The 22,328-nt window shown below is 67.1% G+C and carries 37 protein-coding genes; all 37 read right to left on the reverse strand.

Annotation, left to right across the window (positions count from 1 at the left end; genetic code table 11):
* Window positions 1-378, reverse strand: a 378-nt coding sequence (locus tag ADL12_RS28500) for a DNA-directed RNA polymerase subunit alpha (protein ID WP_048585330.1), incomplete at its 3' end; no start/stop codon positions are given.
* Window positions 379-533: 155 nt separating this feature from the next.
* On the reverse strand, window positions 534-938 hold the full coding sequence (gene rpsK / locus ADL12_RS28505; protein ID WP_003956432.1) for a 30S ribosomal protein S11: 405 nt from the start codon (window positions 936-938) through the stop codon (window positions 534-536).
* Window positions 939-1,008: 70 nt separating this feature from the next.
* Window positions 1,009-1,389, reverse strand: coding sequence for a 30S ribosomal protein S13 (gene rpsM / locus ADL12_RS28510; RefSeq protein WP_005481202.1), 381 nt, complete (start codon window positions 1,387-1,389; stop codon window positions 1,009-1,011).
* Window positions 1,390-1,621: 232 nt separating this feature from the next.
* A complete protein-coding gene (rpmJ, locus tag ADL12_RS28515; RefSeq protein ID WP_003998809.1) occupies window positions 1,622-1,735 on the reverse strand; it encodes a 50S ribosomal protein L36 in 114 nt (37 codons plus the stop codon).
* 59 nt (window positions 1,736-1,794) lie between these two features.
* Window positions 1,795-2,016 (reverse strand): translation initiation factor IF-1, encoded by a 222-nt coding sequence (infA, locus tag ADL12_RS28520; protein ID WP_003948620.1) that lies wholly within the window; start codon window positions 2,014-2,016, stop codon window positions 1,795-1,797.
* Between the two features lie 284 nt (window positions 2,017-2,300).
* Window positions 2,301-3,137 (reverse strand): type I methionyl aminopeptidase, encoded by an 837-nt coding sequence (map, locus tag ADL12_RS28525; protein WP_062706759.1) that lies wholly within the window; start codon window positions 3,135-3,137, stop codon window positions 2,301-2,303.
* A 158-nt stretch (window positions 3,138-3,295) separates the two neighbouring features.
* Window positions 3,296-3,958, reverse strand: coding sequence for an adenylate kinase (locus tag ADL12_RS28530; RefSeq protein WP_062706761.1), 663 nt, complete (start codon window positions 3,956-3,958; stop codon window positions 3,296-3,298).
* Entirely contained in the window at window positions 3,958-5,271 is a 1,314-nt protein-coding gene (gene secY / locus ADL12_RS28535; RefSeq protein WP_062706764.1) for a preprotein translocase subunit SecY, read from the reverse strand. The genes ADL12_RS28530 and secY overlap by 1 nt, the downstream gene beginning before the upstream one ends.
* A gap of 245 nt (window positions 5,272-5,516) precedes the next feature.
* Window positions 5,517-5,972, reverse strand: a complete 456-nt coding sequence (rplO, locus tag ADL12_RS28540) for a 50S ribosomal protein L15 (protein WP_023547373.1) — start codon at window positions 5,970-5,972, stop codon at window positions 5,517-5,519.
* Between the two features lie 2 nt (window positions 5,973-5,974).
* A complete protein-coding gene (gene rpmD, locus ADL12_RS28545; protein WP_003974250.1) occupies window positions 5,975-6,157 on the reverse strand; it encodes a 50S ribosomal protein L30 in 183 nt (60 codons plus the stop codon).
* 2 nt (window positions 6,158-6,159) lie between these two features.
* On the reverse strand, window positions 6,160-6,765 hold the full coding sequence (rpsE, locus tag ADL12_RS28550) for a 30S ribosomal protein S5 (RefSeq protein WP_016434633.1): 606 nt from the start codon (window positions 6,763-6,765) through the stop codon (window positions 6,160-6,162).
* A 38-nt stretch (window positions 6,766-6,803) separates the two neighbouring features.
* Window positions 6,804-7,187 (reverse strand): 50S ribosomal protein L18, encoded by a 384-nt coding sequence (gene rplR, locus ADL12_RS28555; protein WP_007494754.1) that lies wholly within the window; start codon window positions 7,185-7,187, stop codon window positions 6,804-6,806.
* Between the two features lie 3 nt (window positions 7,188-7,190).
* The gene (gene rplF, locus ADL12_RS28560; RefSeq protein ID WP_053846786.1) at window positions 7,191-7,730 is read right to left on the reverse strand and encodes a 50S ribosomal protein L6; all 540 of its coding nucleotides are present in this window, start codon (window positions 7,728-7,730) and stop codon (window positions 7,191-7,193) included.
* 24 nt (window positions 7,731-7,754) lie between these two features.
* Window positions 7,755-8,153, reverse strand: a complete 399-nt coding sequence (rpsH, locus tag ADL12_RS28565; protein ID WP_007384075.1) for a 30S ribosomal protein S8 — start codon at window positions 8,151-8,153, stop codon at window positions 7,755-7,757.
* 213 nt (window positions 8,154-8,366) lie between these two features.
* Window positions 8,367-8,552: a type Z 30S ribosomal protein S14 gene (locus ADL12_RS28570; protein WP_003948630.1), complete on the reverse strand. Its 186-nt coding sequence runs from the start codon at window positions 8,550-8,552 to the stop codon at window positions 8,367-8,369.
* Between the two features lie 5 nt (window positions 8,553-8,557).
* Window positions 8,558-9,115 (reverse strand): 50S ribosomal protein L5, encoded by a 558-nt coding sequence (rplE, locus tag ADL12_RS28575; RefSeq protein WP_016434630.1) that lies wholly within the window; start codon window positions 9,113-9,115, stop codon window positions 8,558-8,560.
* Window positions 9,115-9,438, reverse strand: a complete 324-nt coding sequence (gene rplX / locus ADL12_RS28580) for a 50S ribosomal protein L24 (RefSeq protein ID WP_031477830.1) — start codon at window positions 9,436-9,438, stop codon at window positions 9,115-9,117. The genes rplE and rplX overlap by 1 nt, the downstream gene beginning before the upstream one ends.
* A gap of 2 nt (window positions 9,439-9,440) precedes the next feature.
* A complete protein-coding gene (gene rplN, locus ADL12_RS28585; RefSeq protein ID WP_003998823.1) occupies window positions 9,441-9,809 on the reverse strand; it encodes a 50S ribosomal protein L14 in 369 nt (122 codons plus the stop codon).
* Window positions 9,810-10,042: 233 nt separating this feature from the next.
* Window positions 10,043-10,330: a 30S ribosomal protein S17 gene (gene rpsQ / locus ADL12_RS28590; RefSeq protein ID WP_003992363.1), complete on the reverse strand. Its 288-nt coding sequence runs from the start codon at window positions 10,328-10,330 to the stop codon at window positions 10,043-10,045.
* Complete coding sequence (rpmC, locus tag ADL12_RS28595; RefSeq protein ID WP_003974259.1) at window positions 10,330-10,554, reverse strand: 50S ribosomal protein L29; 225 nt, start codon at window positions 10,552-10,554, stop codon at window positions 10,330-10,332. Before rpmC ends, rpsQ begins: the two co-directional genes overlap by 1 nt.
* Window positions 10,554-10,973 carry a 50S ribosomal protein L16 gene (gene rplP, locus ADL12_RS28600; RefSeq protein ID WP_030967307.1) on the reverse strand — a complete coding sequence of 140 codons (420 nt, stop codon included), beginning with the start codon at window positions 10,971-10,973 and terminating at the stop codon, window positions 10,554-10,556. The genes rpmC and rplP overlap by 1 nt, the downstream gene beginning before the upstream one ends.
* Window positions 10,974-10,978: 5 nt before the next feature.
* Window positions 10,979-11,800, reverse strand: a complete 822-nt coding sequence (rpsC, locus tag ADL12_RS28605; protein ID WP_003998826.1) for a 30S ribosomal protein S3 — start codon at window positions 11,798-11,800, stop codon at window positions 10,979-10,981.
* Window positions 11,800-12,147 (reverse strand): 50S ribosomal protein L22, encoded by a 348-nt coding sequence (gene rplV, locus ADL12_RS28610; protein ID WP_062706767.1) that lies wholly within the window; start codon window positions 12,145-12,147, stop codon window positions 11,800-11,802. The genes rpsC and rplV overlap by 1 nt, the downstream gene beginning before the upstream one ends.
* 44 nt (window positions 12,148-12,191) lie before the next feature.
* Window positions 12,192-12,473, reverse strand: a complete 282-nt coding sequence (gene rpsS / locus ADL12_RS28615) for a 30S ribosomal protein S19 (protein ID WP_019753092.1) — start codon at window positions 12,471-12,473, stop codon at window positions 12,192-12,194.
* A gap of 12 nt (window positions 12,474-12,485) precedes the next feature.
* Window positions 12,486-13,322 (reverse strand): 50S ribosomal protein L2, encoded by an 837-nt coding sequence (gene rplB / locus ADL12_RS28620; RefSeq protein WP_062706768.1) that lies wholly within the window; start codon window positions 13,320-13,322, stop codon window positions 12,486-12,488.
* Window positions 13,323-13,362: 40 nt separating this feature from the next.
* Window positions 13,363-13,782 (reverse strand): 50S ribosomal protein L23, encoded by a 420-nt coding sequence (rplW, locus tag ADL12_RS28625; RefSeq protein ID WP_062706769.1) that lies wholly within the window; start codon window positions 13,780-13,782, stop codon window positions 13,363-13,365.
* Entirely contained in the window at window positions 13,782-14,438 is a 657-nt protein-coding gene (rplD, locus tag ADL12_RS28630) for a 50S ribosomal protein L4 (RefSeq protein WP_062706770.1), read from the reverse strand. Before rplD ends, rplW begins: the two co-directional genes overlap by 1 nt.
* 8 nt (window positions 14,439-14,446) lie before the next feature.
* Window positions 14,447-15,091, reverse strand: a complete 645-nt coding sequence (gene rplC, locus ADL12_RS28635; RefSeq protein WP_062706771.1) for a 50S ribosomal protein L3 — start codon at window positions 15,089-15,091, stop codon at window positions 14,447-14,449.
* A 17-nt stretch (window positions 15,092-15,108) separates the two neighbouring features.
* Entirely contained in the window at window positions 15,109-15,417 is a 309-nt protein-coding gene (rpsJ, locus tag ADL12_RS28640) for a 30S ribosomal protein S10 (protein WP_003948644.1), read from the reverse strand.
* Between the two features lie 405 nt (window positions 15,418-15,822).
* Entirely contained in the window at window positions 15,823-16,941 is a 1,119-nt protein-coding gene (gene pqqE / locus ADL12_RS28645) for a pyrroloquinoline quinone biosynthesis protein PqqE (RefSeq protein WP_062706773.1), read from the reverse strand.
* A complete protein-coding gene (gene pqqD / locus ADL12_RS28650; RefSeq protein WP_062706776.1) occupies window positions 16,938-17,210 on the reverse strand; it encodes a pyrroloquinoline quinone biosynthesis peptide chaperone PqqD in 273 nt (90 codons plus the stop codon). The genes pqqE and pqqD overlap by 4 nt, the downstream gene beginning before the upstream one ends.
* Entirely contained in the window at window positions 17,207-17,929 is a 723-nt protein-coding gene (pqqC, locus tag ADL12_RS28655; RefSeq protein WP_062706778.1) for a pyrroloquinoline-quinone synthase PqqC, read from the reverse strand. Before pqqC ends, pqqD begins: the two co-directional genes overlap by 4 nt.
* Window positions 17,930-17,940: 11 nt before the next feature.
* A complete protein-coding gene (gene pqqB, locus ADL12_RS28660) occupies window positions 17,941-18,840 on the reverse strand; it encodes a pyrroloquinoline quinone biosynthesis protein PqqB (RefSeq protein ID WP_062706780.1) in 900 nt (299 codons plus the stop codon).
* A gap of 8 nt (window positions 18,841-18,848) precedes the next feature.
* Entirely contained in the window at window positions 18,849-18,989 is a 141-nt protein-coding gene (gene pqqA / locus ADL12_RS28665) for a pyrroloquinoline quinone precursor peptide PqqA (protein ID WP_062706782.1), read from the reverse strand.
* Window positions 18,990-19,035: 46 nt separating this feature from the next.
* Window positions 19,036-20,172, reverse strand: a complete 1,137-nt coding sequence (locus tag ADL12_RS28670) for a PQQ-dependent sugar dehydrogenase (RefSeq protein ID WP_079052333.1) — start codon at window positions 20,170-20,172, stop codon at window positions 19,036-19,038.
* A gap of 144 nt (window positions 20,173-20,316) precedes the next feature.
* Window positions 20,317-20,790, reverse strand: a complete 474-nt coding sequence (locus tag ADL12_RS28675; protein WP_208614637.1) for an FAD synthase family protein — start codon at window positions 20,788-20,790, stop codon at window positions 20,317-20,319.
* Complete coding sequence (locus tag ADL12_RS28680; protein ID WP_244188087.1) at window positions 20,787-22,319, reverse strand: fibronectin type III domain-containing protein; 1,533 nt, start codon at window positions 22,317-22,319, stop codon at window positions 20,787-20,789. Before ADL12_RS28680 ends, ADL12_RS28675 begins: the two co-directional genes overlap by 4 nt.
* Window positions 22,320-22,328: the final 9 nt, after the last annotated feature.

Consider the following 22,328-nt stretch of genomic DNA (forward strand, 5'->3'; position numbering starts at 1 on the left):
GGCGAGGACGAGGTCGGGGTTGTGCACCTCGACACCGGCCGGGGGCGCGATGTCGGCGGCGGTGACCAGACCCGGGCCCTGCTTGCGCAGGTACATCACGACCGGCTCGTCGTGCTCGGACGACACGACCAGCTGCTTGATGTTGAGGATCAGGTCGGTGACGTCCTCCTTGACGCCCGGCACGGTGGTGAACTCGTGCAGCACGCCGTCGATACGGATGGACGTGACCGCCGCACCCGGAATCGAGGACAGGAGGGTCCGACGCAGGGAGTTGCCGAGGGTGTAGCCGAAGCCCGGCTCCAGCGGCTCGATCACGAACCGGGAGCGGAACTCGTCGACGACCTCTTCGGTCAACGAGGGACGCTGAGCGATCAGCATGTGTGGATCAGATCCTTCTTTCGTGGACGCCCGCTATTTGACGCCCGACGGAAACCGCGCCCGGTGAAAAGCGCGGGTACTGCAAGGGTACGGGCGATACGGCCCTTACAGAGCCGTACCGCCCGAAACCAAGCCTGCTGCGAAGCAGCCGTACGTCAGACGCGACGACGCTTCGGCGGACGGCAGCCGTTGTGCGGGGTCGGGGTGACGTCCTGGATGGAGCCGACCTCGAGACCGGTCGCCTGAAGCGAACGGATCGCGGTCTCACGACCCGAACCCGGACCCTTCACGAACACGTCGACCTTGCGCATGCCGTGCTCCTGGGCGCGGCGGGCAGCCGACTCGGCGGCCATCTGCGCGGCGAACGGCGTGGACTTCCGGGAACCCTTGAAGCCGACGTGGCCGGCGGAGGCCCAGGAGATCACGTTGCCGGACGGGTCCGTGATGGAGACGATCGTGTTGTTGAACGTGCTCTTGATGTGCGCGTGGCCGTGAGCGACGTTCTTCTTTTCCTTGCGGCGCACCTTCTTGGCAGCGCCCTGACGACCCTTGGGGGGCATCTAGTAACTCCTACGGGGAGGTGGTCGGTCCTACAGCGAAGACCGCTGATGAAGCGTTGTCCGCTGAGGACTACTTCTTGCCCGGCTTCTTCTTGCCGGCGATGGCGCGACGCGGGCCCTTGCGGGTGCGAGCGTTCGTGCTGGTGCGCTGACCGCGGACGGGCAGACCGCGACGGTGACGGAGACCCTGGTAGCAGCCGATCTCGACCTTGCGGCGGATGTCGGCCTGGACCTCGCGACGGAGGTCACCCTCGGTCTTGATGTTGTTGTCCACGTACTCGCGGATCGCGACGAGCTGCTCCTCGGAGAGGTCGCGGACGCGGGTGTCGGGGTTGACGCCGGTCGCAGCCAGCGTCTCCTGCGAGAGGGTTCGGCCGATGCCGAACACGTAGGTGAGGGCGACCTCCACGCGCTTGTCGCGCGGGATGTCAACACCGGAAACGCGTGCCATTCAATGGCTCCTGGTGATCTTCGGAGGTCTTCCGCAGAACCGACTCCCAGCCGCCGGCCTCTTCACGCTGTTCAAAAGATGCAGCCAAAGATTAGGTACGACCTAGGTCCCCGGCCTCCGAACCGGGGGTGTCAGGCACGATCACTCGGCCTGGATTCTGCGTATGAACATATTCAGCTCGCGTCGCGCGAATCCCTGCGATATCGATGCAGAGGGAGTGGACGATCGTGCGTCAGCCCTGGCGCTGCTTGTGGCGCGGGTTCTCGCAGATGACCATGACCCGACCGTGACGGCGGATCACCCTGCACTTGTCGCAGATCTTCTTGACGCTCGGCTTGACCTTCATTAGGTGAGGTTCTCCGGGTCAGTGCCATCGCCTCGGGAGGCCCGGGGCGGGGGCAAGATCTACTTGTACCGGTAGACGATCCGGCCACGCGTCAGGTCGTACGGAGACAGCTCCACCACGACCCGGTCGTCAGGGAGGATACGGATGTAGTGCATACGCATCTTGCCGCTGATGTGTGCCAGAACCTGGTGGCCGTTCTGGAGCTCGACCTTGAACATGGCGTTCGGCAGAGACTCGACGACAGTGCCCTCGATCTCGATGGCACCTTGCTTCTTGGCCACGCTTCGCCCTTCGGAATCGACTACCTTGATCGACTCCCTTGCGTCCCTTACGGGCGCATGCAGACATGCGGGTGCACGAGAGCCGACGAGTCAGTCTACGTCAGCGCACCCGGAAAGACGAATCGGGGAAGCCTGCCCCGACGGGCAGATCATTAAGCGCCGAAAAGGTGCATGCCCTCAGGGGCGCGGGGCTGTGTCGATCTGCGGCTCCGCCGCGTGGGCGCGACCAGCCCCCACCAACCCGCAGCCGCCATCCGGCCGGGCCGCCCTCCCCAAGGGCGGACTCAGGCCAGCGGATCCGGCGCAGCAACAATCCCGTGCTCCGCCAGCTTCGCCTTACCCCCGTCGGGAGCCGTCAGCACAAGCGGCCCCTCGTCGGTCAGCGCGACGGAGTGCTCCCAGTGGGACGACCACGTGCCGTCCGTGGTGATGACCGTCCAGTCGTCCGAGAGGACCTCGGTCTTCGGCGTGCCCAGAGACACCATCGGCTCGATCGCGAGGCAGAAGCCGGGAACCAGCTTCGGGCCCTTCCCCCGCTTCCGCTCGACGTAGTTCAGCAGATGCGGGTCCATGTGCATCTCGGTGCCGATGCCGTGGCCGCCGTAGTCCTCGATGATCCCGTAGCGCCCGCCGCCGAGCTTCGGCTGCCGGCGGATGTACGTCTCGATGGCGCGGGAGACGTCCACAAGACGATTGCCCTGCTTCATGGCCGCGATGCCGGCCCACATCGACTCCTCGGTCACCCGGGAGAGCTCGATCAGCTCCGGGGCGTGACCGGACCCGACGAAAGCCGTGTACGCGGCGTCGCCGTGCCAGCCGTCGATGATCGCGCCGCAGTCGATGGAGATGATGTCGCCGTCCTTGAGGACGACGTCCTCGGACGGGATGCCGTGGACGACGACTTCGTTCACGGACGTGCAGATCGTCGCGGGGAAGCCGCCGTAGCCGAGGAAATTGGACTTGGCCCCGTGCTCCGCCAGCACCTTGCGGGCCACCTCGTCCAGATCCTTGGTGCTCGACCCGGGCACCGCGGCCTCACGCGTGGCCGCGTGAATGGCGGCGACGACCAGCCCCGCCTCACGCATCTTGGCGATCTGCTCGGGGCTCTTGATCTGCACCATGGGGACGAGGGCCTTTCTCGGACCGGATAAGGGGACTGCTTCAACCATAAGGGCGGAGCGGGAACCACAAAGGCGGAGGCGGCGCGCCCACCCCACGCAGCAGCCGCGGCCCCCGACAGGGAACCGCGGCCTGAGCTACGTACGAGCTACGAGCGCTTCTACTTGCCGTCCTCGTCGCGCTGAAGCGCCTCCATCGCGCGAGCCGTCACCTCTTCGACCTTGCCCAGCGCGGAGATGGTGACCACCAGTCCCTGCGCCTTGTAGTAGTCGATGATCGGCTCGGTCTGCGTGTGGTAGACCTCCAGCCGCGTGCGGACGGTCTCCTCGGAGTCGTCGTCCCGCTGGTACAGCTCGCCGGCACAGACGTCGCAGACGCCTTCCTTCTTCGGCTGGCTGTACGTGACGTGGAAGACGTGGCTGGAGTCCTTGCGGCAGATCCGCCGCCCGGCGATCCGCTTGACGACCTCTTCCTCGGGGACCTCGAGGTCCAGCACCGCGTCCAGCTTCATGGACTCGGACTGGAGCATCTCGTCGAGCGCCTCGGCCTGGGACACGTTGCGCGGGAAGCCGTCCAGCAGGAAGCCGCCCTCGGCGTCCGGCTGCTCCATGCGGTCCTTGGCCATCCCGATGGTGACCTCGTCCGGCACCAGGTTGCCCGCGTCCATGTAGGACTTCGCGAGCTTCCCGAGCTCCGTCTGCTGGCTGATGTTGGCGCGGAACAGGTCGCCCGTGGAGATGTGCGGGATCGACAGGTTCTTGGCCAGGAACGCGGCCTGCGTTCCCTTACCGGCGCCCGGCGGCCCGACGAGGACGATACGCATCAGCGGAGGAACCCTTCGTAATTGCGCTGCTGGAGCTGGCTCTCGATCTGCTTCACCGTCTCAAGACCCACACCCACGATGATCAGGATGCTGGTCCCGCCGAACGGGAAGTTTTGGTCTGCCCCGAAACCAGCCAACGCCATCGTCGGCACGAGAGCGATCAGGCCCAAGTACAGCGAGCCCGGCCAAGTGATCCGGTTGAGCACGTAGGAAAGGTACTCAGCGGTCGGTCGGCCAGCCCGGATGCCCGGGATGAAGCCACCATACTTCTTCATGTTGTCCGCGACTTCCTCGGGGTTGAACGAGATGGCCACGTAGAAGAACGCGAAGAAGACAATCAGGAGGAAGTAGAGACTGACGTGTACCGCCGCCCGCGGGTTGGCCAGGTTCGCGGTGATCCAGGTCGCCCATCCCGCCTGCGAACCGGCGAACTGAACAATCAGCGCGGGGATGTAGAGCAGCGAAGAAGCGAAGATGACGGGAATCACACCCGCCTGGTTCACCTTGAGCGGGATGTACGTCGACGTACCACCGTAGGAACGGCGGCCGATCATGCGCTTGGCGTACTGCACCGGAATACGGCGCTGAGCCTGCTCCACCAGGACCACCAGGCCGACCATGAACAGGCCGACGGCGACGACCGTGCCGAATTCGATCCAGCCGCCGGCCAGGTCGCCCTGCTGCTTGATGGCCCACAGCGCGGACGGGAAGGTCGCGGCGATCGAGATGAACATCAGGATCGACATGCCGTTGCCGAGGCCGCGGTCGGTGATGAGCTCACCGAGCCACATGACGGTGGCCGTACCGGCGGTCATCGTGATGACCATGACGATGGTGGTGAAGATCGAGCGGTCCGGCACGATCTGGCCGGCCACCTGGCAGGTCGGGAACAGCGAGCCGCTGCGGGCGGTGGCCACCAGGCCGGTGCCCTGCAGGATGGCGAGCGCCACGGTCAGATAGCGGGTGTACTGCGTGATCTTGGCCGTGCCCGCCTGGCCCTCCTTCTTGAGGGCTTCCAAGCGTGGGATCACGACGGTCAGCAGCTGCAGGATGATGCTCGCCGTGATGTACGGCATGATGCCGAGCGCGAAGATCGTGATCTGAAGCAGAGCGCCGCCGCTGAACATGTTGACCAGGCCGAAGATGCCCTGGTTGGCGTTCGCCTGGTCGACGCAGACCTGTACGGCCCGGTAGTCGACGCCGGGGATCGGAATGTGCGTACCGACCCGGTAGATCACGATGATGCCGAGCGTGAAGAGCAGCTTCTTGCGCAGGTCGGGCGTCTTGAACGCCCGGGCGAACGCGGTGAGCACGGTGCCTCCTGCGACCCCCGCGCTACTGCGTCAAGGGTGACGGTCTTGAGGATCGACTAATGGGAACGACTTAGCTAACGGTCAACTGCCGCTCAGAGTGCCCCACAGGAAGCACTCCGTAAAAGTGGGCAGTGCAGGCCACCTTACCGGCGAGACCGCCCCCCTTGGAACGACCAACCGGGGATACCCCATTTGTGGGGTATCCCCGGTCGGGATCGTTCAAGTCATCGAGTCGCCTGATGTGTTCAGACGAGCTCGGTGACGGTACCGCCGGCGGCGGTGATCTTCTCCTTGGCGGAGCCGGAGACGGCGTCAACCGTCACCTGCAGCGCCACGGAGATCTCGCCCTGGCCGAGGACCTTGACGAGGCTGTTCTTGCGAACGGCACCCTTGGCCACCAGACCCTCGACGGTGACCTCGCCACCCTCGGGGTAGAGCGCGGCCAGCTTGTCGAGGTTCACGACCTGGAACTCGGTCTTGAACGGGTTCTTGAAGCCCTTCAGCTTCGGAAGACGCATGTGGAGGGGCATCTGGCCACCCTCGAAGCGCTCCGGAACCTGGTAACGGGCCTTCGTACCCTTGGTACCACGACCGGCCGTCTTACCCTTCGACGCCTCACCACGACCGACACGGGTCTTCGCGGTCTTGGCGCCCGGGGCGGGACGGAGGTTGTGGATCTTGAGCGGGTTCTGCTCCGCCATGATCAGTCGACCTCCTCGACCGTCACGAGGTGGCGGACGGTGTGCACCATGCCGCGGAACTCGGGGCGGTCCTCCTTGACGACCTGCGTGTTGATGCCCTTGAGACCAAGGGAGCGCAGGGTGTCACGGTGGTTCTGCTTGCTGCCGATGTAGGACTTGACCTGCGTAATCTTGAGCTGCGCCATGATTACGCACCCGCCCCGGCACGCGCACGGAGAAGAGCCGCGGGAGCGACGTCCTCGAGCGGCAGACCGCGGCGGGCCGCGACCTCCTCGGGACGCTGCAGGCCCTTGAGGGCCTCCACGGTCGCGTGCACGATGTTGATCGCGTTGTCGGAGCCGAGCGACTTCGACAGGATGTCGTGGATACCGGCGCACTCGAGCACGGCACGCACCGGGCCACCGGCGATAACACCGGTACCGGGGGACGCGGGCTTGAGCAGCACGACGCCGGCAGCCTTCTCACCCTGGATCGGGTGCGGGATGGTGCCCTGGATGCGGGGGACCTTGAAGAAGTGCTTCTTGGCCTCCTCAACGCCCTTGGCGATGGCGGCCGGCACCTCCTTGGCCTTGCCGTATCCGACACCCACGGTGCCGTCACCGTCGCCCACCACGACCAGCGCGGTGAAGCTGAAGCGACGACCACCCTTCACAACCTTGGCGACGCGGTTGATCGCGACAACGCGCTCAACGTACGCGGTCTTCTCGGCGGCAGCAGCGCCGCCGTCACGGCCCTTCCGGTCCCGCCGCTCGCCGCCACCGGCACCGCTTCCACGGCGCTGGGGTCCAGCCATTGGATTACCTCTCTCTTTCCGCTAGCTACGGAAGCGGCTCAGAACTTGAGCCCGGCTTCGCGGGCGGCGTCCGCCAGGGCGGCGATGCGCCCGGCGTACTGGTTACCACCACGGTCGAATACGACGGCCTCGACACCGGCAGCCTTGGCGCGCTCGGCGACCAGGGCGCCGACCTGCTTGGCCTGCGCGGACTTGTCGCCCTCGCCACCGCGGATCGAGGTGTCCAGGGTGGACGCCGACGCAAGGGTGTGACCCTTGATGTCGTCGATCACCTGGGCCACGATGTGGCGGTTCGAGCGGGTAACGACCAGACGCGGACGCTCCGCCGTACCGTTGATGTGCTTACGGATCCGGATGTGGCGGCGCTTGATCGCGGCGCGCTTGTAGGCGTCGCCCTTAAGGATCTTCTGTCCGTATGCCATGGCTTACTTACCCGCCTTTCCGACCTTGCGGCGGATGACTTCGCCCTCGTACTTGACGCCCTTGGCCTTGTACGGGTCGGGCTTGCGCAGCTTGCGGATGTTGGCCGCAACCTCGCCGACCTTCTGCTTGTCGATGCCCTCGACCGAGAACCGGGTGGGGGCCTCCACCTTGAAGGTGATGCCCTCGGGGGCCTCGACGGTGATCGGGTGGCTGTAGCCGAGAGCGAACTCGAGGTTCGAACCCTTGGCCGTCACGCGGTAACCGACACCGCTGATCTCGAGCTTCTTCACGTAACCCTGGGTCACGCCGGTGATCATGTTCGCCACCAGCGTGCGGGACAGGCCGTGCAGGGCCTTGTTCTGACGCTCGTCGTTGGGGCGGGTGACGTTCAGAACGCCGTCCTCACCCTTGGCGATGTCGATCGGCGCGGCAACGGTGTGGGTCAGTTCGCCCTTGGGGCCCTTGACCGAGACCGTACGGCCGTCGATGGTGACGTCCACGCCGGCGGGAACCGTGATGGGGAGCTTGCCAATACGCGACATAGCTGTTTCCTCCGTTCCCTTCCGCTACCAGACGTAGGCGAGGACTTCCCCACCCACGCCCTTCTTGCCGGCCTGCTTGTCGGTGAGGAGCCCGTGCGACGTGGAGATGATCGCCACGCCGAGGCCGCCGAGCACCTTCGGCAGGTTGGTGGACTTCGCGTAAACCCGGAGACCGGGCTTGGAGATCCGCTTGATGCCCGCGATGGAGCGCTCACGGTTGGGGCCGAACTTCAGCTCCAGGACGAGGTTCTTGCCAACCTCGGCGTCCTCGACCTTCCAGCCCGTGATGAAGCCCTCCTGCTGGAGGATCTCCGCGATGTGCGACTTGATCTTCGATGCCGGCATCGTCACGGAGTCGTGGTATGCCGAGTTCGCGTTCCGCAGACGCGTAAGCATGTCTGCGATCGGATCAGTCATGGTCATGAATTGGCCTTCGGCCTCTCTCGCCGGGGTTTCCTGGTGCGCCATCCCTCTCCCCGATCCGAGACGGGACGGGTGCGGCGCGGTGGACCTACGGCGTAGTAAGTCGTACGGGCGACCGTCAGGCGCCCAACCCTCCAAGCCTAAGCCATGGAAGGGAGGGCACCTGACACGCCCAGTGCTTACCGAGAGCCCTTGGAATCCCTAAATGGGGGATTACCAGGAGCTCTTGGTCACGCCCGGCAGCTCGCCACGGTGAGCCATCTCACGAAGGCACACGCGGCACAGGCCGAACTTGCGGTACACGGAGTGGGGACGGCCGCAGCGCTGGCAGCGCGTGTAGCCACGCACGCCGAACTTGGGCTTGCGAGCAGCCTTCGCGATCAGAGCCTTCTTCGCCATCTCGCTCACGCCTCCTTGAAGGGGAAGCCGAGGTGACGAAGGAGCGCGCGGCCCTCAGCGTCGTTGGTCGCCGTGGTGACCACGGTGATGTCCATACCCCGGACGCGGTCGATCTTGTCCTGGTCGATCTCGTGGAACATGACCTGCTCCGTGAGACCGAAGGTGTAGTTGCCACGGCCGTCGAACTGCTTGGGGGACAGACCACGGAAGTCGCGGATGCGCGGGAGCGCGAGCGACAGGGTGCGGTCCAGGAACTCCCACATGCGGTCGCCACGGAGCGTGACGTGGGCACCGATCGGCTGGCCCTCACGCAGCTTGAACTGCGCGATGGACTTGCGGGCCTTGGTGACGGCCGGCTTCTGACCGGTGATCGTGGTGAGGTCGCGGATGGCGCCCTCGATCAGCTTGGAGTCGCGGGCGGCGTCGCCCACACCCATGTTGACCACGATCTTGACGAGGCCGGGGATCTGCATGACGTTCTCGTACTTGAACTCGTCACGCAGCTTGCCCGCGATCTCCTCGCGGTACTTCTGCTTCAGACGCGGAGTGGTGGTGGTAGCCATCAGATGTCCTCACCCGTCCGCTTGGCAACGCGGATCTTGTTGCCTTCGTCGTCGAAGCGGTAGCCGACACGCGTGACGACCTTGTTGCCGTCCTTCTCAACGACCAGCTGGACGTTGGAGACGTGGATCGGCGCCTCGGTCGTGACGATGCCGCCGGCCTGGGAACCGCGAGCGGTCGGGCCGGCCTTGGTGTGCTTCTTGACCCGGTTGACACCCTCGACCAGGACACGCTCCTCGCGCGGGTAAGCGGCAATGACCTTGCCCTGCTTGCCCTTGTCCTTGCCGGTGATGACCTGGACCAGGTCGCCCTTCTTGATCTTCATGCTTACAGCACCTCCGGAGCCAGCGAGATGATCTTCATGAACTTCTTCTCGCGCAGCTCACGCCCGACCGGGCCGAAGATGCGGGTGCCGCGAGGGTCGCCGTCGTTCTTCAGAATGACGGCGGCGTTCTCGTCGAAGCGGATGTACGAGCCGTCCGGACGGCGGCGCTCCTTGACGGTGCGAACGATGACCGCCTTGACGACGTCACCCTTCTTCACGTTGCCACCGGGGATCGCGTCCTTGACGGTGGCGACGATGACGTCACCGATGCCCGCGTAGCGGCGACCGGAGCCACCGAGCACACGGATGCAAAGGATTTCCTTCGCACCAGTGTTGTCGGCGACACGCAGTCGCGACTCCTGCTGGATCACGTCTATCTCCTGTTTGTCTGCCGGTTCCCTCCGGGTGAACCGGAGAGCCTGGCGGAACCGTCCTGCGAGGATTGCCCCGCAGGAATTACTTGCGCCTCTGAAAGGGAAGAACCCTGTCCGCCGGGGGCTGCGAGCCGTGGGCCGGGCCCGAGGGCCGCGGCGGGGGCGACAGCCCCCAGCGGGTGCCGGGGCCGAAGCCCTGGCGGGGTCAGCGGGGCCGGAGCCCCGCTTGATTACTTCGCCTTCTCGAGGATCTCGACGACGCGCCAGCGCTTCGTCGCGGACAGCGGCCGGGTCTCCATGAGGAGGACGCGGTCGCCGACACCCGCGGCGTTCTGCTCGTCGTGTGCCTTGAGCTTGTTGGTACGGCGGATGACCTTGCCGTACAGCGCGTGCTTGACGCGGTCCTCGACGGCGACGACGACGGTCTTGTCCATCTTGTCGCTGACGACGAGACCCTCACGGGTCTTGCGGAAGCCGCGGGCCTCTGCAGTCTGCTCAGTCACGTTGCTCTCACTCATCAGGCGCTCTCCACCGTCTCGATGCCCAGCTCGCGCTCACGCATCAGGGTGTAGATCCGCGCGATGTCCTTACGGACGGCCTTGAGCCGACCGTGGTTCTCGAGCTGACCCGTCGCCGCCTGGAAGCGGAGGTTGAACAGCTCTTCCTTGGCTTCGCGAAGCTTCGCAAGAAGCTCCTCGTTGCCCAGCTCGCGCAGCTCGGACGCCTTGGTACCGGCCGACATCACGCTTCACCTGCCTCGCGCTTGACGATCCGGCACTTCATCGGCAGCTTGTGAGCGGCGCGAGTCAGAGCCTCACGGGCGATCTTCTCGTTGGGGTACGACAGCTCGAACATCACGCGTCCGGGCTTGACGTTGGCGATCCACCACTCCGGAGAACCCTTACCGGAACCCATGCGGGTCTCAGCAGGCTTCTTGGTGAGGGGACGGTCCGGGTAGATGTTGATCCAGACCTTGCCGCCACGCTTGATGTGGCGGGTCATGGCGATACGAGCGGCCTCGATCTGACGGTTCGTCACGTACGCCGGGGTGAGCGCCTGGATGCCGTACTCGCCGAACGCAACCGTCGTGCCACCCTTGGCAGCGCCGCTGCGCTTGGGGTGGTGCTGCTTGCGGTGCTTGACCCTACGGGGGATCAGCATGTCGGTCAGGCCTCCGTTCCGGTGCTCTCAGCCGGAGCGGACGCGGGAGCCTCGGCCTTGGGGGCCTCGGCGCCGGCAGCCTGCTGCGGCTTGCGACCGCGCCGCTCGCCACCGCGGCCACCACGGGCCGGGCGGTCGGCACCACCACGGGCCGGGCGGTTACCCGCACGGGCCGCAGCGTTCTCGGCGCGGACCTCGGCGATGTTCTTCACGTCGCCCTTGTAGATCCAGACCTTCACACCGATGCGGCCGAAGGTCGTCTTGGCCTCGAAGAAGCCGTAGTCCACGTTCGCGCGGAGCGTGTGCAGGGGCACACGGCCCTCGCGGTAGAACTCCGAGCGGGACATCTCGGCGCCGCCGAGGCGGCCACCGCACTGGATCTTGATGCCCTTGGCGCCGGCCTTCATCGCCGACTGCATGCTCTTACGCATGGCGCGGCGGAAGGAGACGCGGGAGGAGAGCTGCTCGGCAACGGCCTGGGCAACCAGCTGAGCGTCGGTCTCGGGGTTCTTGACCTCGAGGATGTTCAGCTGGACCTGCTTGCCCGTGAGCTTCTCGAGGTCACCGCGGATGCGGTCGGCCTCGGCGCCACGGCGGCCGATGACGATGCCCGGACGCGCGGTGTGGATGTCCACCCGCACACGGTCACGGGTGCGCTCGATCTCCACCTTCGAGATACCGGCGCGCTCCATGCCGGACGTCATCATCCGACGGATGGCGACGTCTTCCTTGACGTAGTCCTTGTACAGCTTGTCGGCGTACCACCGGGACTTGAAGTCCGTGGTGACACCGAGCCGGAACCCATGCGGGTTAACCTTCTGGCCCATTACCGGGTTCCTTCCTTGCTGGCGACGACCACGGTGATGTGGCTGGTCCGCTTGCGGATCCGGTAGGCACGGCCCTGGGCACGCGGACGGAACCGCTTCAGGGTCGGGCCCTCGTCGACGTACGCCTCGCTGATGAACAGCGAGGTGGCGTCCGGGTGGTCGTAGTTGTGCGCGGCGTTGGCGATGGCGCTGTCGAGCACCTTGCCGACGGGCACGGAGGCTGCCTGCGGAGCGAATCGCAGAACAGCCTGAGCCTCCGTGGCATCCATGCCACGGATAAGGTCCACCACGCGGCGGGCCTTCATGGGCGTAACGCGGATGTACCGCGCCTGGGCCCTGGCTTCCATGGTTGTCCCTCTCAGTTACTTACGTGTCTGAATGCGATCCGCTACTAGCGGCGCTTCGACTTCCGGTCGTCCTTGACGTGGCCCCGGAAGGTGCGCGTCGGCGAGAACTCGCCGAGCTTGTGGCCGACCATCGACTCGGTGACGAACACCGGGATGTGGGTCTTGCCGTTGTGCACCGCGAGCGTGTGGCCGAGCATGGCCGGCACGATCATGGAGCGACGGGACCAGGTCTTGATGACGTTCTTGGTGCCGGCTTCGTTCTGGGCTTCCACCTTCTTGATCAGGTGGTCGTCGACGAAGGGCCCCTTCTTGAGACTGCGCGGCATCTAAACCCGCTCCTAGCGCTTCTTGTTCGTCTTGCGGCGGCGGACGATGTACTTGTTGCTCGCCTTCTTGGGAGCACGAGTACGACCCTCCTTCTGACCCCACGGGGAGACCGGGTGGCGACCACCGGAGGTCTTGCCCTCACCACCACCGTGCGGGTGGTCAACCGGGTTCATCGCCACACCGCGAACGGTCGGGCGAACGCCCAGCCAGCGCTTACGGCCGGCCTTACCCCAGTTGATGTTGCTCTGCTCGGCGTTGCCGACCTCGCCGACGGTGGCGCGGCAGCGCACGTCGACCAGGCGGATCTCACCGGAGGGCATGCGGAGGTGGGCCATCGAGCCCTCCTTCGCGAGCAGCTGCACGGAGGCACCGGCGGAGCGGGCGAACTTGGCGCCGCCACCGGGACGGAGCTCGATCGCGTGGATCGTGGTACCGACCGGGATGTTGCGGAGCGCCAGGTTGTTGCCCGGCTTGATGTCGGCCCCGGGACCGTTCTCAACGCGGTCACCCTGCTGCAGGTTGCGCGGGGCGAGAATGTAGCGCTTCTCGCCGTCGGCGTAGTGCAGCAGCGCGATGCGCGCGGTGCGGTTGGGGTCGTACTCGATGTGCGCGACCTTCGCCGGCACGCCGTCCTTGTCGTGACGACGGAAGTCGATCACGCGGTAGGCGCGCTTGTGGCCACCACCCTGGTGGCGGACGGTCACACGACCGGAGTTGTTACGGCCACCCTTGCTGTGCAGGGGGCGGACCAACGACTTCTCCGGCGTGGACCGCGTGACCTCGACGAAGTCGGCGACGCTGGAGCCACGACGGCCCGGCGTAGTCGGCTTGTACTTGCGGATTCCCATTTCTCAGTCCTCGTCCGATATCGGACGATCCGGACCGCCCTCAGGCGGTCGGACCGCCGAAGATGTCGATACGGTCGCCCTCAGCGAGGGTCACGATCGCGCGCTTGGTGGACGCGCGCTGGCCGAAGCCCGTGCGGGTCCGCTTGCGCTTGCCCTGGCGGTTGATCGTGTTGACCCCGGTGACCTTGACCTCGAAGACCGTCTCGACGGCCTGCTTGATCTGGGTCTTGTTGCTGCCCGGGGCGACGACGAACGTGTACTTGTTCTCGTCGAGGAGCGCGTAGCTCTTCTCGGACACGACCGGCTTGATCAAGATGTCACGGAGGTCCGTGAACGACTTGCTCGCCGGCGTGACGACGGTGTTCTTGCCCTCGGCGGCGTGGCGACGCGCCTTGGCGACGCGAGCCGCCTTGGCCTTCTTCGCGGCCTTCGAGGCAATGGCGGGGTGACGGATAGCCATCAGGCCTCGCTCCCTTCGGTGTCATTGGCCTTCGGGCCGGACACGAAGGACTCGAAGGCGGCCTGGGTGAAGACCACGTCGTCCGAGACGAGAACGTCGTACGTGTTCAGCTGGCCCGGCTCCAGGATGTGGACCTGGGGCAGGTTGCGGGCGGACAGCCACGCGGCCTCGTCGGCGCGCTCGACGACCAGGAGCAGGTTCTTGCGCTCCGAGATCTTGCCGAACAGGCTCTTCGCGGCCTTCGTGGAGGGGGTCTCGCCCTCGATCACGCCGGAGACGACGTGGATGCGGTTGTTGCGGGCCCGGTCGGTGAGGGCGTGGCGCAGGGCCGCGGCCTTCATCTTCTTCGGGGTCCGCTGCGAGTAGTCACGCGGCACGGGACCGTGCACGACGCCACCACCGGCGAACTGCGGCGCGCGGGTCGAACCCTGGCGGGCGCGACCGGTGCCCTTCTGGCGGTAAGGCTTCTTGCCACCACCACGGACTTCACCGCGGGTCTTGGTCTTGTGCGTGCCCTGGCGGGCAGCGGCCAGCTGCGCGACGACGACCTGGTGAAGCAGCGGAACGCTGATCTTCTCTACGTCGAAGATCTCCGCGGGGAGCTCGACGGTACCGGCCTTGTCGCCCGCCGGCGAAAGGATGTCAACAGTGCTCATCGGTTACCTCAGGCCCCCTTGGCCGCGGTGCGGACCAGGACGAGGCCGCCGTTCGGACCGGGAACCGCGCCCTTGATGAGCAGCAGACCCTTCTCCGCGTCAACGGCGTGGACGGTCAGGTTCTGGGTGGTGACCCGCTCGTTGCCCATGCGACCCGCCATGCGGAGGCCCTTGAACACACGGCCCGGGGTGGCGCAGCCACCGATGGAACCGGGAGAGCGGTGCTTGCGCTGGGTGCCGTGACCGGCGCCGAGGCCCTTGAAGTTGTGACGCTTCATGACACCGGCGAAGCCCTTGCCCTTGCTCTTGCCGGTGACGTCGACCTTCACGCCGGCCTCGAAGACCTCGGCCGTGACTTCCTGGCCGAGCGTGTACTCGGAGGCGTCAGCGGTGCGGATCTCGACGAGGTGACGACGGGGGGTGACGTCGGCCTTGGCGAAGTGGCCCTTGAGGGGCTTGTTCACCTTGCGCGGGTCGATCTCGCCGAAGGCGATCTGGACCGACTCGTAGCCGTCGACGTCGTTGGTACGAACCTGGGTCACGACGTTGGGGCCGGCCTTGACGACGGTGACCGGAACAACACGGTTGTTCTCGTCCCACACCTGCGTCATGCCGAGCTTCTCGCCCAGGATGCCCTTGATCTGCTTAGCCATTCTCAGATCACCGACCCTCAGAGCTTGATCTCGATGTCGACACCGGCCGGGAGGTCGAGTCGCATCAGAGAGTCAACGGTCTTGGGCGTCGGGTCGAGGATGTCGATCAGGCGCTTGTGCGTGCGCATCTCGAAGTGCTCGCGCGAGTCCTTGTACTTGTGCGGCGACTTGATGACGCAGTACACGTTCTTCTCAGTGGGCAGCGGCACCGGGCCCGCGACCGACGCACCAGTGCGCGTCACCGTCTCGACGATCTTCTTCGCCGAGGAGTCGATGACCTCGTGGTCGTAGGCCTTGAGCCGGATGCGGATCTTCTGTCCCGCCATGGCTACTCAGTAGTCCTGTCTCTCTTACGCTCTGGAACCTGGTGTTCCTCTGCCCGCTCCTCCGACCCACGCGGTCGGGCGTGTCGCGCTCTCGCTGACACAGATGCCCCTTGTTCGAACATCCCTTGTCTGGGAGCGCGGCCCTTCCGGAACCGCAAGCCGGGGGCGGAAGGCCCACCGGGTGCCTGGTCGGTGCCGCACTGACGCTTCCCGAAAGATTCCCGTACGTCCGCCCCAGCGCTGCCTTACGGCAGTTAGGGCGACGAGTACTGTGGGACTCGCTTCCGGTCCTCCCGGCGGGAGGCGCGCAGCATCAACACTCGACCGAGCAACTCGGACAGTCTGCCATATGGGGCAGGGGGCTGGCCAATCGAGCCGGAGAGAATACCCCGAGGGTGACGAAGGTCAAACCCAGGTGGCCGCGCCCTCGGATCGACCGGGTACGCGCCGCCTGACCGGAGCGGTTGCGTCCGCGCCCTCGTCCGCCGGCACCCGAATCACCCCGTGGTCCGGGGAGAACCGGCACGCGGGGTCCGTACGGGCGGCGTCGCCGGTCAGCGCGTACGCCTGGCAGCGGCAGCCGCCGAAGTCCTCGTCGCGCCGGGCACAGCTGCGGCAGGGGTCGGCCATCCAGTCGGTGCCGCGGTAGCGGGTGAACGCCGCGGAGTGCTCCCAGATCCAGTCCAGGGGACGGTCCCGGATGTTCGGGGGGTCCAGGCCGGGCAGCGCGGCCGCGGCCGGGCAGGGCAGGACGGTGCCGTCCGGGGTGACGGTGAGCGAGACCGCTCCCCAGCCGCCCATGCAGGGCTTGGCGACTCCGTCGAAGTAGTCGGGGACGACCCAGACGAGCTCAGGTCCGGTATTGAGTCTCTTTCGCCACCGCTCCACAGCGTCCCGCGCCCCGGCGAGCTGCTCGCGCGTCGGCAGCAGCGCGGCGCGGTTGAGCAGCCCCCAGCCGTAGAACTGGACGTTGGCAAGTTCGACGCGGTCCGCACCCCAGGACACGCCCAGCTCGACGATGGTGTCGATCGCGTCGAGGTTCTCGCGGTGCAGGACGACGTTGAGGCCGAGGGGGAGGCCGACGGCCCGGACGAGCTGGGCGGCCCGTTCCTTCTCGGCGAAGGACCGGCGTCCGCCGATCCGGTCCGACGCGCGCGGGTCGGCGTGCTGGACGGACAGCTGGACGCTGCGCAGTCCGGCGGAGGCGAGCGCGTCCAGCCGGGCCTGGTCCAGGCCCACGCCGCTGGTGACCAGCTGGGTGTAGATGCCGGCGGCCTCGGCCGCGGTGACGATCTGTTCCAGGTCCCGGCGAAGCAGCGGCTCGCCGCCCGAGAGATGGGTGTGGACGACGCCGAGTTCGCCAGCCTGGCGCATCACGTCCGTCCACTGGTCTGTGGTCAGCTCGTGCGAACGGCGCGTCAGTTCAAGGGGGTTGGAGCAGTAGCCGCAGTGGAGCGGGCAGGCGTGAGTGAGCTCGGCCAGCAGCGCCCAGGGGCGGGCGGGTGACGGGTCGGCAGAGGTCATCGGAGCCAGCCCTCCTTGCGCATCCGCTCGAGGAACGGGGGGACGTCGGTCGCCACCGGGGCGCCGGGAAAGCGTTCGGCCAGGTCGTCGACGATGTCGGGCACGCTGCGGGTGCCGTCGCACAGGCCGACGACCGCTGCGGCGGAGCCCGTCAGGACACCGACGCGCTCCGGGAGGAGCAGCAGGTCGACGTCGCGTACGGGGTCGTGCCGTCTCACGATGGCGGGGGCCAGGACGGGCCGCCAGTCGGTCCCGGGGGCCGCCGTCACTCCTGCTCCCGGCGGCCCGCGCGGTCCACGGCGTCCAGCAGCGACCACAGCACGTCGCACTTGAAGCGCAGCGCGGCCACGGCACGCTCCTGGCCGTCCCGGCTGCGGGCCCAGGTCAGCACCAGGTCGAGCGCCTCCCGGCTGTCGCGCCGGCCCTGGGAGACGCGGGTGCGGAAGTAGGCAAGGCCGTCGGCGTCGATCCAGGGGTAGTGGCGCTCGAAGGCGTCTACGCGGGTGCGCATCAGATCCGGAGCAGACAGTTCGGTGAGCGAGGCGGCGACGGCTTCGAGGGGCGAGCGCAGCCGGCAGAAGTTGACGTATCCGTCGACCGCCAGTCGTACGCCCGGCAGCACGGAGTCGGCACGCAGCAGCATCTCCCGTTCCAGGCTGGCCGCCTCGCCAAGGCGCAGCCAGCGCTCTATGCCGCCCTCGCCGTCCCGCGGCCCATCGTGGTCCTGGATGCGGCGCAGCCACATGCGGCGCAGCTCGGGACTGTCCAGTTTGGCGGTGATCAGGGCGTCCTTGACGGGGATGTGGCGCTGGTAGTGGAAGCGGTTGACGATCCAGCGGCGGAGTTCGTCAGGGCTGAGATCGCCGCTGTGCATCCGGATGTTGAAGGGATGGCGGTCGTGGTACTGCTCCTCCCCCACCGCGCGCAGTCGTGCCTCGAACTCCGCGGGGCTCCAGGGCTCCGGCAGCGGAGCGGTTCTCGTGTTCACAGCTGTTGCGCTCAAAGCTCGATCACCATCCCGTCCTGCGCCACCTCGATGCCCAGCCGGGCGAGCCGCTTGTGCTGGGGCGCCGCCGGATCGACGAGGGGGTTGGTGTTGTTGAGGTGTGTGTAGAGGCATCGGGCGGATAGGGAGGCGAGGCGGTCGGCCGTGCCACCCGGTCCCTCGATGGGCAGATGACCCATGCCGGTGGCGGTGTGGGCGGAGATGCCGGTACGGCGGGGCTCCTCGTCGTCCCAGAAGGTGCCGTCGGCGATGACGCAGTCGGCCTCGGCGGCGGCCTGCTGGAGGCGGTCGGGCCAGGCGGCGAGTGCGGGGGCGTAGAGGGCGGACGCGCCGGAGGCGGGGTCGTACAGGCGCAGCGCGACGACCCAGGCCTCGTCGTCCGGGGCATCGGCGGCGTACCGCGGGCGCTTGCCGGACACCGGGATGCCGCTGATCTGCAGGCCGCCCGCCTCCCGGTCGAGGGGCTCGGCGCCACGCGCGGGCAGCTCCCGCCAGGTCACGGAGGTGTAGGGCGCCAGCACCGCACCGAGGCGCAGGCGCTCCAGCAGCGCCTGACGGACCGGGGCCGTCGCCCTCACCTGGAGGCCGGTCGCCTCACGCAGTCGTGCGATGCCCAGGGTGTGGTCGAGTTCGGCGTCGGTGAGGATCACGCCGGCGATCGGGGTCTGCCGGGGGCCGGGCCCCGGGTGCAGCTCGGGCCGGGCTTCGATCTGGTCGCCGATGTCGGGCGTCGCGTTGACGAGGTACCAGCGGCCCTCTCCTGTATGTACGGCGAGCGAGGCGTGCCGACGGCGCCAGTGCGGATGGACGCGTGCCCAGGCACATCCCGGGCACGCGCAGTTCCACTGGGGGATGCCGCCGCCGGCGGCGGTGCCAAGTACCAGCAGCAGCATGGCAACGGCTAGCGGGAGCTGAGGGCGTAGGCGGTGACCTCCAGCGCGGTGTCCACGACCTCGTAGGCGGGGGTCTGCCAGGTGGCCTGGTCCGTCTCCTTCGAGGAGGTCTGCTCGACGGTCTTCAGCTGTTCCTTGGTTTCGTTCATCGGTCGTACGTCCTTTCCCGTTGCGTGGCTGGGGTACTTGAGGGGGTTACTTGATGTGCACGCGGAGGATCTTGTCCTTGCCGGGTCCGAAGCCAGCGGTCCCCAGCCATAGTTCGTTCGCGCCGGGCACCTTCGCGAGGGCGCGCAGCCGGCCGTGCTGGCGGGCGAAGAAATGGCTCATCGTGCCGACACGCTCAGCGTTCCCGTCGATCGGGGCGCGCCACAGCCGCTGCCCCCGGAGCGACGACACGTAAATGACGTTGTTCACGACCGCGAGCTGGGCGGGCGTGCCCTGTTCCGGCGTGGTGGTCGCCTTCGGGTTGGTCATGCCCGGGGCCGTGCAGTTGCCTTCGCAGGTGGGCCAGCCGTAGTTGGCTCCGGGCTTGATCAGATTGAGCTCGTCGTGCTTCGCGTTGCCGATTTCCACCGACCACAGCCGGCGGTTGCGGTCCCAGGCCAGGCCCTGCGGATTGCGGTGGCCGTAGCTGTAGATGTGGTTGCCGAACGGGTTTCCGGGGGCCGGAGCGCCGGTCTTGGTGATCCGGAGGATCTTTCCGTTGAGGGAGTTCTTGTCCTGCGCGAGATGCGGCTGGAGGGCGTCGCCGGTCGAAACGTAGAGGTATCCGTCGGGACCGAAGGCGATCTGGCCGCCGTTGTGCTCCAGGTCGCTGTGCCGGATTCCGGTGAGTATCGGCGTGTAACCGCTGAGCGATCTGCCGTCGTAGCTCATCCTCACCACCCGAGTCCCGGCCTTCGTGGTGTGGACGAAGAACACGCGCTTGTCCGACGTGCCGTTCCAGGTCGGTGACACAGCGACACCCAGCAGCCCGACGGCGCCCTGCTGGACCGCGTACGGCACCTCGCCGACCAGCTTCTTGGAGCCGTCGCGGTCGAGGCTGTGGACCTTGTAGGAAAGATGTCCCGTCACCAGCGCCGAGCGTCCGCCCGGCAGGAACGATATGCCCCAGGGGCTGGTCCAGCCCTGGGAGAATGTGCTGATGCCGACCGGTGTGCCGCCGTCGCGGGCGGCCCTGTCGGCATCCGTGGCCGCGGCGGTGACGGACGGTACGTCGCCTGCCGACGCCGGCTGCGACAGGCCTGCCGCCAGCAGGGCGGAGGCCGCGGCGAGCGTGACTATGCAGTATCGGGACGAATGCCGCATCCAGCGGCCTGAATATCCCATTCGACACCTTCCTTCGTTGCCGTCGTGGTGCGGCTGGAGTCCGTGCCGCTCTGCACAGAAATCTTCACGAATTGTGACCGGCCTGCCACATGAGGTGAGCCGCGAGGGTGAGCACCCCCGCGGCCCTCGCCGGCTCTGCATCCCTCAGGGACGCGGTCCCGCGAGCTGTCCCGCGACCGGCTCGGAAGGGTCCCGCTGGGCGAGGAGGCGTAGCGCGTCCCGTAGCAGCGTGCTGGAGGTGTGCACGGTGTAGGGGAAGTAGACGATCTCGACCCCGACCCTCGCGAATTCGGTTTCGAGCATCGTCCAGACGTCTGTGCCGAGCCAGTCGTCGCCTTTGAAGATGACGTCGAAGCCGAGTTCCTTCCAGATTGCGATCTTGTCGTCCACGGTCGCGACGAAGGTCTCGTCCACATAGCGCACGCTGCGGACGATCTGCAGCCGCTCGGCGAGTGGTACGACGGGCGGCCTGCCTTTCAGGCGCACCACGAGCTCGTCCGAGCAGACACCGGCGATGAGCCGGTCGCAGTGCCCGCGCGCCCGGCGCAGGATGTTCAGATGGCCCACGTGGAAGAGGTCGAAGACCCCCGGCGCGTATCCGAGACGTTCTCCCATCAACGCTTTTCCTTCTGACGCTCATCGGCGACCGCGGCGACCGCGGTGACTACGAGCGCCTTCGACCTGAGTGAGGTGTTCTCGCCGTCGGTGACGGCGATCCGGTAGCGGTGGCGGGAGCCCGGGGCGACGGAGTCCGTGTACTCCATCGTGGGGCGGTCCCACTCGGTGGACCGACGCGTCGGCGAGGCCACGAGGTTGCCGTCCCGGTAGATCCGATACGTGAGCTCCGCGTCGTCCCGGTCCCAGGTGGCACGCCAGGAGAGCGTGACCCGGCCGTCACGCGAGACCGACGCCTTGAGCTCGGGCACGTCTTCCGGGGCTCCCCGGTCGGGTCCGGCCGAGAAGCGGGTCAGGCTCTGCTGCCGTCTGCCGTTGACCTCGGTGAACTCGCCGCCCGCCCAGAGGACTTGGCCGACCATCTTCAGCACTCGGGGGCCGTTGCCCTCTCCGGTCCCTCCGTCGGTGTCGGGGAACCAGTGCAGGATGTGCCGGTCGCGGACCGACTGGGCCAGGAAGTGCTGGCGGTTGTTGAACTCGGGGAAACCACCGGGGGTGTCCCGGCAGTTGTGGGCGTGGGACCCGCTGTAGAGAACGCCGTTGTGCACGGCGACGGCCTGGGTGGCGCCCAGGCAGGTGTCCTTCCACACCAGCTTGCCGTTGTCGAGGCGGCCGGCGATGCGGCCGTCGAAGATGCCCGTCCCCCTGCCCTCGGCCGCGACATAGAAGTTGGTCTCGTCGTGTGCCAGCGCCTTCACGGACGACCTCGGAGGCAGCCAGTCCGCGTACGAGGTCACCGTCTTGCCGGTGCCGGGGTGCAGGGCGATGAGGGATTTCTCCAGCTCTCCGTTGAGCATGTAGAAGTCGCCGCCGACGAGGAGCTTGCCGAATTTCGGCACGGCGAGGATGGCCCGTACGGGAGCGTCGATCTCCGTCTGGAACGGCAGCAGCTTCCCGCTGGGGGTGAATGCCGCGATGCGCTCCCGGTCCTGACCGTTGGCGACCATGAAGTCGCCGCCCAGATAGACGGCGTCGCCCATGGTCTCGATGGCCCGCACGAACGACGACAGATGCGGACGGAAGTCATCGCGCAGCGAGCAGCCGGCCGTGTTGAGCGCGACCGCACTGGACACCCCGGCCTGGCCGGCCTTGGTGAACGAGCCGCCGACGTACAGCACCTTGCCGTCCGGCGACGCCTTCAGCGCCCGTACGGTGTCACCGCCGCCGGAGAAGCGCGGGGCGCACGGCAGGAGCCTGCCGGTGGCGGCGTCGAACGCGGCGAAGTTCTTGCGCGCGACCTCCCCCCGGCCGGACTTCGCGCCCGGCGGGCGGACCTTGTCGAAGGTTCCGCCGACGTACACGACACCGTTTGCGTACTCGATCGACCAGACGATGCCGTCGGTCTGCCAGGTCGCCAAGGTGTCGGCGGTCAGGGTCTTTTGGTCGCCGTCGGCTGCCGAGGCCGTAGCCGTGATGAGCGAGGCAGCCGCGAGGAGGGCCACAGCCGAAGCCGTGGTGGCCCCCCTCTTCATGCTTTTTCT

It is taken from the genome of Streptomyces regalis, from assembly GCF_001509475.1.
Taxonomy (GTDB): Bacteria; Actinomycetota; Actinomycetes; order Streptomycetales; family Streptomycetaceae; genus Streptomyces; species Streptomyces regalis.

Coding starts and splice junctions, on each gene's coding strand:
- rpsK (WP_003956432.1), bottom strand. CDS start 938: ATGCCCCCCAAGGGTCGTCAGGGCGCTGCCAAGAAGGTGCGCCGCAAG.
- rpsM (WP_005481202.1), bottom strand. CDS start 1,389: ATGGCACGCGTTTCCGGTGTTGACATCCCGCGCGACAAGCGCGTGGAG.
- rpmJ (WP_003998809.1), bottom strand. CDS start 1,735: ATGAAGGTCAAGCCGAGCGTCAAGAAGATCTGCGACAAGTGCAGGGTG.
- map (WP_062706759.1), bottom strand. CDS start 3,137: ATGGTGCAGATCAAGAGCCCCGAGCAGATCGCCAAGATGCGTGAGGCG.
- ADL12_RS28530 (WP_062706761.1), bottom strand. CDS start 3,958: ATGCGTATCGTCCTCGTCGGGCCGCCGGGCGCCGGTAAGGGAACGCAG.
- rplO (WP_023547373.1), bottom strand. CDS start 5,972: ATGGCGGAGCAGAACCCGCTCAAGATCCACAACCTCCGTCCCGCCCCG.
- rpmD (WP_003974250.1), bottom strand. CDS start 6,157: ATGGCGCAGCTCAAGATTACGCAGGTCAAGTCCTACATCGGCAGCAAG.
- rpsE (WP_016434633.1), bottom strand. CDS start 6,765: ATGGCTGGACCCCAGCGCCGTGGAAGCGGTGCCGGTGGCGGCGAGCGG.
- rplR (WP_007494754.1), bottom strand. CDS start 7,187: ATGGCATACGGACAGAAGATCCTTAAGGGCGACGCCTACAAGCGCGCC.
- rplF (WP_053846786.1), bottom strand. CDS start 7,730: ATGTCGCGTATTGGCAAGCTCCCCATCACGGTTCCCGCCGGCGTGGAC.
- rpsH (WP_007384075.1), bottom strand. CDS start 8,153: ATGACCATGACTGATCCGATCGCAGACATGCTTACGCGTCTGCGGAAC.
- ADL12_RS28570 (WP_003948630.1), bottom strand. CDS start 8,552: ATGGCGAAGAAGGCTCTGATCGCGAAGGCTGCTCGCAAGCCCAAGTTC.
- rplE (WP_016434630.1), bottom strand. CDS start 9,115: ATGGCTACCACCACCACTCCGCGTCTGAAGCAGAAGTACCGCGAGGAG.
- rplX (WP_031477830.1), bottom strand. CDS start 9,438: ATGAAGATCAAGAAGGGCGACCTGGTCCAGGTCATCACCGGCAAGGAC.
- rpsQ (WP_003992363.1), bottom strand. CDS start 10,330: ATGAGTGAGAGCAACGTGACTGAGCAGACTGCAGAGGCCCGCGGCTTC.
- rpmC (WP_003974259.1), bottom strand. CDS start 10,554: ATGTCGGCCGGTACCAAGGCGTCCGAGCTGCGCGAGCTGGGCAACGAG.
- rplP (WP_030967307.1), bottom strand. CDS start 10,973: ATGCTGATCCCCCGTAGGGTCAAGCACCGCAAGCAGCACCACCCCAAG.
- rpsC (WP_003998826.1), bottom strand. CDS start 11,800: ATGGGCCAGAAGGTTAACCCGCATGGGTTCCGGCTCGGTGTCACCACG.
- rplV (WP_062706767.1), bottom strand. CDS start 12,147: ATGGAAGCCAGGGCCCAGGCGCGGTACATCCGCGTTACGCCCATGAAG.
- rpsS (WP_019753092.1), bottom strand. CDS start 12,473: ATGCCGCGCAGTCTCAAGAAGGGGCCCTTCGTCGACGACCACCTGATC.
- rplB (WP_062706768.1), bottom strand. CDS start 13,322: ATGGGAATCCGCAAGTACAAGCCGACTACGCCGGGCCGTCGTGGCTCC.
- rplW (WP_062706769.1), bottom strand. CDS start 13,782: ATGGCTATCCGTCACCCCGCCATTGCCTCGAAGGCCGCGAAGAAGGCC.
- rplD (WP_062706770.1), bottom strand. CDS start 14,438: ATGAGCACTGTTGACATCCTTTCGCCGGCGGGCGACAAGGCCGGTACC.
- rplC (WP_062706771.1), bottom strand. CDS start 15,091: ATGGCTAAGCAGATCAAGGGCATCCTGGGCGAGAAGCTCGGCATGACG.
- rpsJ (WP_003948644.1), bottom strand. CDS start 15,417: ATGGCGGGACAGAAGATCCGCATCCGGCTCAAGGCCTACGACCACGAG.
- pqqE (WP_062706773.1), bottom strand. CDS start 16,941: ATGACCTCTGCCGACCCGTCACCCGCCCGCCCCTGGGCGCTGCTGGCC.
- pqqB (WP_062706780.1), bottom strand. CDS start 18,840: ATGCTGCTGCTGGTACTTGGCACCGCCGCCGGCGGCGGCATCCCCCAG.
- pqqA (WP_062706782.1), bottom strand. CDS start 18,989: ATGAACGAAACCAAGGAACAGCTGAAGACCGTCGAGCAGACCTCCTCG.
- ADL12_RS28670 (WP_079052333.1), bottom strand. CDS start 20,172: ATGGGATATTCAGGCCGCTGGATGCGGCATTCGTCCCGATACTGCATA.
- ADL12_RS28680 (WP_244188087.1), bottom strand. CDS start 22,319: ATGAAGAGGGGGGCCACCACGGCTTCGGCTGTGGCCCTCCTCGCGGCT.